Origin of the sequence: Rheinheimera sp. (assembly GCF_020217005.1) — a bacterium.
Classification (GTDB): domain Bacteria; phylum Pseudomonadota; class Gammaproteobacteria; order Enterobacterales; family Alteromonadaceae; genus Pararheinheimera.
Genome location: NZ_JAIWOI010000237.1, coordinates 1 through 10,000 on the forward strand (window position 1 = coordinate 1; position 10,000 = coordinate 10,000).

Below are 10,000 nucleotides of genomic sequence, written 5' to 3' on the forward strand. Positions count from 1 at the left end.
TCACCTACATGCTGACAGATAATCTGACGTTAAAAGCAGGTCTACATTATAAAGATTTTAGTTTTGAAACCTATGAAGCGCGTCGTCAAACAGAAAACGGGGCGGGTATAGTCTATACGGCCGACCTGCTGAAACAATACAATTCCGGTTTAGGTAGCCAACCTGTCTGGTTAGTACCTGATTTTGCGGCTATTGATGCTCAATACGACATCTACAGTAACACTGGAGCTTTTGTTGTGAGTTCCGACTTCCGCCGCCCTGATAACTACTCAGCGGACGAAAAAACTCTGGGGGCTTATCTGCAACTTGGGTTTGATACAGACGTCGCCGATATGCCACTGCGCGGTAATATAGGGTTACGTCAGGTGAAAACAGATCAGAGCTCAACAGCCTGGGCGACCTTTGCCAGCACTCCGACTCAAATTACAGCAGAACATGACTATAACGAGTTATTGCCCTCGTTAAATCTGGCCTTAGAGCCATGGGACGACGTGATCATACGTTTTGGCGCGGCAGAAGTGATGGCCAGAGCTGGTTTAGGCGCCATTCGGCCTGATGTTTCAGTCTCGGTCTCCGGCGGCAGCAGGTCAGTATCTGGCGGTAACCCGAAACTGGAACCCACTAAAGCTCAAACCTATGACTTAGGTTTTGAATTTTATTTCTCAGACGAATCCATGTTAGGTGTGGCGTTTTTCTTCAAAGATATAGACAGCCATGTCCAAACCTTACGTGAAACTAAAGCTTTCACTGCAACCGGCTTACCTGTACAGGCGGCTATTGATGCTTGTACAGCGGGACCAGGTTACAACGCAGACTGTAATGAGAACGTCGATTGGCAGGTGACTACGCCTCTGAACGGTCCTGGCGGTGATTTAAAAGGTATGGAAGTCAGCTACCAATTGCCATTCACGTTCCTGCCGGATTTCTGGAACAGATTTGGCTTTATTGGTAACTACACTTATGTTGATGCTCAGATGGACTATATCAGTGCAGCAGGCGTGGTGCAGGCAACACGAGACTTAAACGGCTTGTCAAAAAATACCTCAGCCGCCACTCTTTACTATGAACATGAAGCTTTAAATGCCCGTGTATCCATGGCAAAACGTGGTAAATACCTGACGACAGCAATAGGCCGCGACAACAACGATATGGAAGGTACCAATGCGACAACCAACGTTGATGCTTCGGTCTCCTATGCGTTAAACGACAATTGGAAAATCAGTTTTGAAGCACTGAACCTGACTGACGAAGTCGATGATCAATGGGTAGATTCAGCCGGTAATCGTCTGACCTATTACCATGAAACAGGCCGCCAGTATTACTTAGGCGCTCAATACAAGTTCTGATTTATCCCTCGAACCTGAAGCTGCAGCTTTGCTGACCAGGCCTAATGTTGAGGCAAGCGTAAAACCCCAATCACAGAGCACCACTATGTGATTGGGGCATCGCTCCCTTGTCGCCTCGCTGCACCATCAAATCCGTTGGATAAAAGCAAATGAATGAGCCAGTGATGGTAACGTTGGCGTGACTTACAGCCTGGCCCTGCAAGTCACGATTTTATTTCTACTTTGACAACAGGTAATAGCCGTGACTTCGATGTTTAAAAGCCCATTGCTGATCTCCAGCCTCAGCTTAAGTTTTTTAGTAGCGTGCAGCGAACCAGCACCAACTGAGCAACAAGCTGCAACACCAAACCAGACCAAACCTATTGCGACATTGAGCATTCATAACCCTTCCGACTTCTCGCGCCCACAAGAGGCGATTTATATTGCGGCCAGCGACTTAGGTCTGGCAGAAGCTGACGTACAGAATTCCGGCTTTATCGCCAGCAGCGACAAAGGGCTGTTAGCCTCGCAGTGGATAGACCGCAATGCCGATGGTCAAAAAGATACCTTGCTGCTCAGCCCCAGCCTGGCGGCAGGCGAAACATTACAGCTGCAGATCACCGCTGGTACAGCAGCTGAACTACCAAAACAAACACAAGCCGAAATTTCGCAAAAAACCGGCGGAGAGTGGCAAGGAAAAACCTATGTTGGTGGTCATTTTGAAAATGTCAGTAACCTGACACCACCGCCCCACTACACAGATCACAGTGAATTTATTCGTTACGAAGGCCCGGGCATTGAGTCTGATAAAGTGGCGTACCGCATTTATCTGGACTGGCGTAACGGCTTTGACATTTTTGGTAATAAAACCGGCAAGCCGGTGCTGGATCAAATAGGTCAGGATGGCTACAGCTCCTACCATGAAATGTTGCCATGGGGCACAGATGTGCTCAAAGTCGGCAAAGCAGTGGGGGCTGGTGGTTTTGGTTACTGGGATGGCAGCAAAGTAGAAAGAGTCTCGAAGCTGGACGGTCATACAGTCCATATCATCGAAAATGGCCCTTTGTATTCAGCACTGACCATAGACTATAAAAACTGGCAAATCGCCGGTAAAACTCTGGATGTGAAAGCTCATTTGTCGATGACAGCAGGCAGCCGTTTACTGCATAACCGCCTGACCTTAAGCCAGCCACTGGATAATCTGGCGCTGGGTATTGTCAAACTACCTGATACTCAACTGCTGACAGGCACGCTGGAAAGCAGTGGCCATACCTACACTTACCTCGCGACCTATGGTAAACAAAGTCTGGATGGTGCCAATTTAGGCATGGCGATTTTATTTAAACGCGGCAAACTGGAACAACTGACCACGGACGAGTTTAACCACGTAGCAGTGATGAATGTCTCTGGCCAGCATCTGGAGTATTACCTGCTCGGCGCCTGGCAACATGAACTGAATGGCATTACTAACCAACAGCAGTTTGTCGAATATCTGCAACAGGAAGTAGAACGGCTAACTTTAACGCCTCGTTTGAGTTTAAAAACTGAAATCACCAAGGCGCAAACAAGTCAGCCCATGACCAGCGAACGGGCTTTATACTGGAGCCAACAGCTGGCTAACTCTGAATTGAAACGCCAGGCTGGCCAGTATTATTGGGGTGGCTGGGATACAGAGCGCGACAGACCTGTCAGTTTTGAATACACCACAGGGTTGTTGATCCAGGCTTTTGATGATTTAAATAAATATGCCGCAAACCCGGCTTATCAGGCCGTGATCGACAAAATGGCCGATAGCTTTGTTGCTGCTGACGGCACCATCCACAGTTATGACGCCAGCAAATTTAATATCGACAGTATTAATAGCGGGAATTCGCTGCTTCGGGTCTATGAACAGACCAAAGAGTCAAAATATCAACTGGCAGTTCAAGCCTTACGCGAACAATTAAAGCATCATCCGAAAACCTCAAACGGCGCATTTTGGCATAAACAAGTTTACCCACATCAGCTCTGGTTAGACGGAGTTTATATGGGCATGCCGTTTTTGGCCTATTACAGCAGTCTGTTTGAGCAAGGTGCCAGCCTGGAGCAGGTGGTGCACGAGTTTGAAGTCACCCGTGAGCAGTTACGTGACGACAAAACAGGTTTGTATTTCCACGCCTGGGATGAGTCCAAACAAATGGACTGGGCCGATAAAACGACGGGCCGTTCTGCCTACTTCTGGGGTCGCGCTGTGGGTTGGCTAAGTATGGCGCTGGTGGATGTGCTGGATTATATCCCAGCGGATAACACAGAATTACGCCAGCCACTGCTGGCTATGGTGACTGAACTGGCAGCAGATTTAGCCAAATATCAGGATGCTGAAACAGGCGTCTGGTATCAGATCCTGGATAAAGCCGGTGAACGTGGTAACTATCTGGAATCAAGCGGCAGCAGCATGTTTGTCTACTTTTATGCCAAAGCCATCAACAAAGGCTATTTACCGAAAGAGCAGTATCTGCAGATCAGTAAAAATGCCTGGCAAGGCCTGTTAAATGAATTTGTACTGGTGCATCCGGATGGCAGTATCAGCCTGACGAACATGGTACAAGTTGCAGGTTTAGGTGCGGGAAGGGATGGCAGCTATCACTATTACATGAGTGAACCTATCTACCGCAACGACAGTAAAGGCACAGGGCCTTTTATTATGGCTGGTGTGCAAATGTCTAAGCTATTAAAAGACTAGAGCTATGGCAGTTCTACTCAAGCTGCTGAGTGCACTGGCGCTCAGCGTTTTATGCCTGAACCTGCACGCCAGTGAGCAACCACTACGCTTGCAGGTTGCTTTAGATGGCTCAGCGCCTTTTCGGTCTGTGCAGCAGGCGCTGGATTCTTTACCTGCCACCAAGCAATGGGCCTTCATTGAAATTGGCCCAGGCATTTATAAAGAAAAACTCTACCTGACACGCGACAAAGTAGTGCTGGCTGGCAGCGGCAAAACCAGTACCACTATAGAATTTCCGGAACTTCGTAAAAACCATTTAAAACAGCAGCCAGACGACTGGGGCTCAGCTGTGGTGAATATCAAAGCCTCAGATATAGTGCTGTTAGATTTAACTGTATTTAACAGCTATGGCGCTTTACATGGCGATCATGACCATCAGTTTGCTATTCGGGGTTTTGAGCAGGCTAACCGCATTATCACCGACCAATGTCGTGTCATTGCAGGAGGTGCCGACAGCTTGAGCCTGTGGAATAAAAAGGGGATGTATTACCACAGCAACTGTTACTTTGAAGGCCATGTCGATTATGTATGTCCACGCGGCACCGCCTGGATCACCCAGAGTCAGTTTTATAGTCAGGCCACCGAAGCCTCACTCTGGCACGATGGCGAGTTGGACACAAATGCGAAGTTAGTGGTCACAGACTCTGGTTTCTCCGGTATTCAGGGGTTTTTACTGGGCCGCCGTCATTACGATGCTCAGTTTTACCTAAAGAATAATAACTACTCCCCCCTGATGGCAGACCAGCCGATATTCCGCAAAACCTATCCGGATGACCCCAGCCGCGACAGAGCCAACTTATGGGGTGAACGTAGTTATTTCAGCGGTTCTAAAGGTGCTGATTACCGCTGGATAAAAGACAACTGGCCGAAAGGCGCACCAAAAATCAATGCAGACTGGGTTTATCAGGGCCAGTGGCAACCAGAACAGGTGTTACAGCAAGCCCGCAGTTGGCTTAGCGCTAAAGCACAACTGGCCCCCACTAAACTTTATCTGGTGGGCGACTCCACTATGGCTGACAAAACCAATCTTGCTTATCCGGAGCGCGGCTGGGGCCAGTTATTGCCTGAATTTATGCTGCCGCAGTTACAAATCATCAACTTAGCTGCTAATGGCCGCAGTACCTTACGTTTTTTAAATGAAGGCCGCTGGCAAATGCTGCTGGACGAGCTGCAAGCCGGTGATTATGTGTTGATCCAGTTTGGCCATAATGATCAAAAACAAGACGACCCAAAACGATACGCTGAAGTGAATACGCGTTACCCTGAATTGTTGCAGCAGTTTATCCGCGAGGTCAAAGCCAAAGCCGCTATTCCGATGCTGGCAAGCTCAATCTGCAGACGGAATTTTAATGGCAAGACACTGGAGCGGGATTTAGCAGATTACGCAGCACAAGCTAAACAGCAAGCTGCATTGGCGCAGATCGACTTTTTTGATTTGCAGCAGCACAGCTGCAATTTATGGCAAGACTTAGGTCCTACCGATAGTCAGCCTTATTTTATTCACGTGCCTGCTGGTTTGTATCAGAAGTTTCCGGATGGAAAGCTTGATAATACCCACTTGTCAGTGCAAGGGGCTTCTAAAGTAGCGCAGCTTTTTGTGTACGACTTACAAAAGCAACAGCATCCTCTTGCCAGGTACCTTTACCGCTCTAAGCTCTAGTCGGTATCTACCCCATAAGCCAGTCACGGGTTCTGGCACTGGTTTTTACCAGTTGCCAGCTTTCGCAGCCATTAAAACTGGCATAGTCGACCACAGCTTTGGTCAGTGCCGCTTTTAATGCATCCGTCAGTTTTACCTGCTCATCCAGCACTAAATGCTGCAGCAATAAGGTTTTGCTGGCTCTGTCTGCTTTCACATCCACCTGGCCTATAAACTGGTCTTTATACAAGATAGGCAAGCTGTAATAGCCAATCTGGCGCTTGGCCGCCGGCACATACACTTCAATCTGGTAATCAAAATTAAACAGCTGCATTAATCGGTCACGCTGAATCACTAAGTTATCAAAAGGCGACAGCAACCAGACTTTATTCGGCACTTTTGCGGCTAATTTGTCAGTAAGCACTAACTGGGGCCTGTAATACCAGACTTTCCCATCCAGCAGAAAACTCTGCAGCCTGCCCTGCTCCAGTTGCTGTTGCAATTGGCTCTTCAATGCGGCTTGCATATTTTTCCGCAAATAACCTATCTGCTGTACTGTGGCCACAGCCTGGCTTTGCAGACAACGATCTATTAAATAATCGGCAAACTCTGCCTCCGTAGGTGGCACCTGATCTCTATGATCAGGCCAGACCCGCTCTGTCAGATCATAGACTTTTTGAAACTTATCCCGCCGCGCCACCATCAGCTTGCCTTGCATAAACAGCTGCTCCAGCGCCTGTTTGGCCGGTTGCCAGTCCCACCAGGCCCCATTTTTTTGGCCTGAGTTAATTGAATCAGTGACAAAGTCACTGGCTTTCAGTGGCCCTTCGGCCGTCACCCGCGCCAATACTTCGTTCATCAATTGTTGTTCGGGGTTAAACCAGTGGTTGGTTCCGTTTTGCAGCAATAGCTTACGCTGCAAACTAAAGCGATAATCTTCGGCGGGTAAAAATGCCGCGGCATGCGACCAGTATTCAAAACTTTGTTTGTACTCCAGCGCTTTATCCAACATGGACTGCTGATAGTTTTTTACTCTGTTGTAGAGCACATGATGGTGGGCTCGTTCCACTACGTATATCGAATCAAGCTGCACATAACTAATTTGCTTAATCACGTCGGCTACAGCAGCTTTTCCCTGAGCAGGCTTGAGCAAGCCTTGTTGCCGCAGAATCAACTGGCGTAACTCTTTAGGACTAAAAGGGCAAGCAGAGGTCATGAGTTAAAACCTTAAATAAAAATCAGCCAGAAGGCTTCGGTAGGCTTCACTGTACTGGCCCGGACTTTGCTGGATCAAGAGCTCTGTCTGTTCAATCCGGCTGGTTCCGGCACTGGTACTAAAATCTAACAACTGTAATTTGGCGTCTTTATGTGCTGCAGTTTTAACCAGACAACGTCGCTGCAGAGTCCAGCCCGTCTGCTCGGCCACAGTGATAAAATCCAGGCCCGCAGGCAACACCAGACAGAAATGGGCATTTGACGTTGCAAGCCGTCTGGCTGCCTTAGCTAATTCCATAAAAGGCAACGTATCTGCATGGCGGGCCTGATGCCGCTTTGCATCAACAGCGCCTAAACTCTGCTGAAAATAAGGTGGATTGCTGATAATTAGCTCAAATCTAAGCTCTGGTTGGTTATCCGTCGCTGCATAGGTTAGAATATCGGCCTGAATGACGCGGATTTGTGCAGCCCAACGACTGGCCGCTACATTATCCTGAGCCTGTAAGGCCGCATCCTGGTCCAGTTCGACAGCATAAACTTGAGGGTTAAGCCCTGATTTTTGCAAACGCTGCGCCAGCATCAGAGACAAAATGCCACTACCAGCACCTATATCCAACGCTGGGCCAGCTTGAGGTAAAGTTGCCCAAGCCCCAAGAACTAAGGCGTCCGTGCTGACTTTCATCGCACAGCGGTCGTGGCCAACAAAAAATTCTTTACACCAAAAGCCGCTCACTCTTGTCCTTACCCAGCAGGGCTAAATAGAGTGGCAGTGTATAAGATGTTGTTTTGTCTGTCAGTACAGCATCTTATTAAACGTGATCTAAATAGAAGGTATACAGAGCGTGAGCGAAATTAACACTGCACAGGAAAAAATGACCTTTGCTGAGTTTCAACTGGATGACAGCTTAGAAAAAACTCTGAGCAAAGCAGGCTTTAAAGAAGCAACCAGCATTCAGAAACTGGCTATTCCTGTGGCTCTGGAAGGCCGCGACATACTGGCAAGTGCGCCAACAGGCACAGGTAAAACCCTGGCGTTTTTACTGCCGGCTATTCAATACCTGCTGGATTTCCCACGCCGTGACCCAGGTTTTGCCCGGGTTCTGATTATGACGCCAACCCGCGAGCTGGCCTATCAGATTTTTGAGCAGGTACAACAACTGATCATGCTGACTGACCTGCATGCTGGAGTAATCACAGGCGGTATCAACTACGGTAGTCATAAAGAGACACTGGAAAAAAACAACGATATTCTGGTAGCGACACCAGGTCGCTTAATTGAGTATCTGGACAACGAAAGTTTCCATGCCGACGAAGTAGAAGTGCTGATCCTGGACGAAGCCGACCGTATGCTGGATATGGGTTTTGTTGGTGAAATGAACCGCATTATTCTGGAGGCGAAACGTCGTCGTCAGACCATGCTGTTTTCCGCCACTTTGGATGGTAATGGGGTAAAGCGCTTTTCCGAGCGGGCTTTGCGGGAGCCAGTGCTGTTAGAAGCTGCCCCACCACGTCGCGAAAAAGCCAAGATACTGCAGTGGATGCACGCTGCCGATGATGCAGCACATAAGCTGGCTTTGTTGGTCCATATACTGAAACAGGAAGATGTCAGCAAAGTCATAGTCTTTGTAAAAACCCGCGAGCGCTTAGCTACTTTAACAGGCCAGCTGGAAGCCGCGGGTTTAAAATGTTGCTGGTTGCAGGGAGAAATGCCGCAGGACAAACGCCAACTGGCGCTACAGCGTTTCAGTAATGGTCAGGTGCGTATTCTGGTGGCCACAGATGTAGCAGCCCGTGGTCTGGATATTGACGATATCAGCCATGTCATTAATTACGACATGCCACGCACAGCCGATGTGTATGTGCACCGTATTGGCCGCACAGGCCGTGCCGGGAAAAAAGGCACAGCAATTTCGTTAGTGGAAGCTCACGATATTGGTGTGGTAGGTAAAGTAGAACGTTATACAGAGCTGCCGTTAAAACGCCGCTTTATCGAAGGCTTGCGCCCTAAACACAAAGAAGCCAAGGCGCCGACAAAACAGAAAAAGCCGAAAACAGCAGCCAAGAAAAAAGCCTTAAAAAAGGCGGCAAAAGCCAAAGGTTAAAGCTTGTTTCAGAGCCTCAGATTTCGTTGTATTGTGCTCTAAAATACAGCGGAATCTGGCTGCACTAACATTAACTTATGGTAATTCTGTATAAATTCCTGTTGTCTCTCTTTTGGTACAGTTTTTAGATGCAAATTAAGGTAAGGCTCGGTGCTGGCCAACACCTTAATGCTTTGATTTAATTTGTCGATTATGGCCTGCCCCATTTCACTTTTATTGCAGGCAAAATAAGCCAGTTGCAAAGGCTCTGCCTCAGCCACATTGTACCCCTGCATTAAACTGGCGTCTGTTGTTGCCAGCATAAATGGATACTCCAGTACTGCAGAGACACGATTTTGCTGCAGCATAGGCCATAGCTGAGCAATTTGAGCGCCACTCTGCTTAAAGTACAAACTGCGTTTGACTGCTTTCTCTTTGAGTAACAAGTCCAAATCTGTGCCATAAGACCTTTCCAGATCCAGCCCCAGAACAAAGTTTGGCTCTGTCAGCAATAGCTCCCGTAGTCTGACTTTACCTTCCCAGAGTTTTAATTTGGCCTGCAGCCGGGCATGCAGCGGACTCTTTTTTGGTAAATAGAGTTTTAAGCCTTCAATAGCAGAAATTGGCCTGCTGAAAATAAACTCAGCTTCTCTCTGTGGATTTTTTAAGATACTGGCCATGCAGCTGTCCACTTGAGTTCGTGTCAACTCGCTGGCTTTGGTGAAATTCACCTGACGGAAATGTGGTGTTAATTCAGAACTTTGCGCCAATATAAGCCGCATTAACTTTAGCTCAAGACTTTCAGTGACCACTGGTTCTGTCACCAACCAGTTGGGTGGCATCTTGCTTTGAAAATAGACGTCCAGTGTTTTAGCCTGTAGTGCACTGCTCCAGCAGAGTAATACAGTAAAGCTGACCACCAAGCTCCAATGTGCCACTTCAGACCATCCGACTTCACCTTTGATAAAATCAGCATAAA

At 48.0% G+C, this 10,000-nt stretch carries 7 protein-coding genes; 4 read left to right on the forward strand and 3 right to left on the reverse strand.

Annotated elements, in window-relative coordinates:
* From LDL40_RS11615 to LDL40_RS11625, 3 genes are all read left to right on the forward strand, one after another.
* Positions 1-1,346, forward strand: a 1,346-nt coding sequence (locus LDL40_RS11615; RefSeq protein ID WP_300995542.1) for a TonB-dependent receptor, incomplete at its 5' end; no start/stop codon positions are given.
* 250 nt (positions 1,347-1,596) lie between these two features.
* Complete coding sequence (locus LDL40_RS11620) at positions 1,597-4,047, forward strand: glycoside hydrolase family 88 protein (protein WP_300995548.1); 2,451 nt, start codon at positions 1,597-1,599, stop codon at positions 4,045-4,047.
* Between the two features lie 4 nt (positions 4,048-4,051).
* Complete coding sequence (locus LDL40_RS11625) at positions 4,052-5,746, forward strand: pectinesterase family protein (protein WP_300995543.1); 1,695 nt, start codon at positions 4,052-4,054, stop codon at positions 5,744-5,746.
* A 7-nt stretch (positions 5,747-5,753) separates the two neighbouring features.
* Here the strand turns inward: LDL40_RS11625 and LDL40_RS11630 are convergent, their stop codons facing one another.
* Both LDL40_RS11630 and LDL40_RS11635 read right to left on the reverse strand, forming a co-directional pair.
* Positions 5,754-6,941, reverse strand: coding sequence for a winged helix-turn-helix domain-containing protein (locus LDL40_RS11630; RefSeq protein ID WP_300995544.1), 1,188 nt, complete (start codon positions 6,939-6,941; stop codon positions 5,754-5,756).
* Between the two features lie 3 nt (positions 6,942-6,944).
* The gene (locus LDL40_RS11635) at positions 6,945-7,673 is read right to left on the reverse strand and encodes a tRNA1(Val) (adenine(37)-N6)-methyltransferase (RefSeq protein ID WP_300995545.1); all 729 of its coding nucleotides are present in this window, start codon (positions 7,671-7,673) and stop codon (positions 6,945-6,947) included.
* 109 nt (positions 7,674-7,782) lie between these two features.
* Here LDL40_RS11635 and srmB point away from each other — a divergent pair, with 109 nt between their 5' ends.
* Positions 7,783-9,042 (forward strand): ATP-dependent RNA helicase SrmB, encoded by a 1,260-nt coding sequence (gene srmB / locus LDL40_RS11640; RefSeq protein ID WP_300995546.1) that lies wholly within the window; start codon positions 7,783-7,785, stop codon positions 9,040-9,042.
* A 38-nt stretch (positions 9,043-9,080) separates the two neighbouring features.
* Here the strand turns inward: srmB and LDL40_RS11645 are convergent.
* Positions 9,081-10,000: transporter substrate-binding domain-containing protein (locus tag LDL40_RS11645; RefSeq protein WP_300995547.1), on the reverse strand; the 920-nt coding region annotated here is incomplete at its 5' end.

What these genes read in the sequence shown, in the direction of transcription:
- LDL40_RS11630 (WP_300995544.1), bottom strand. Translation starts at nt 6,941, where the DNA reads ATGACCTCTGCTTGCCCTTTTAGTCCTAAAGAGTTACGCCAGTTGATT.
- LDL40_RS11625 (WP_300995543.1), top strand. Translation starts at nt 4,052, where the DNA reads ATGGCAGTTCTACTCAAGCTGCTGAGTGCACTGGCGCTCAGCGTTTTA.
- LDL40_RS11620 (WP_300995548.1), top strand. Translation starts at nt 1,597, where the DNA reads ATGTTTAAAAGCCCATTGCTGATCTCCAGCCTCAGCTTAAGTTTTTTA.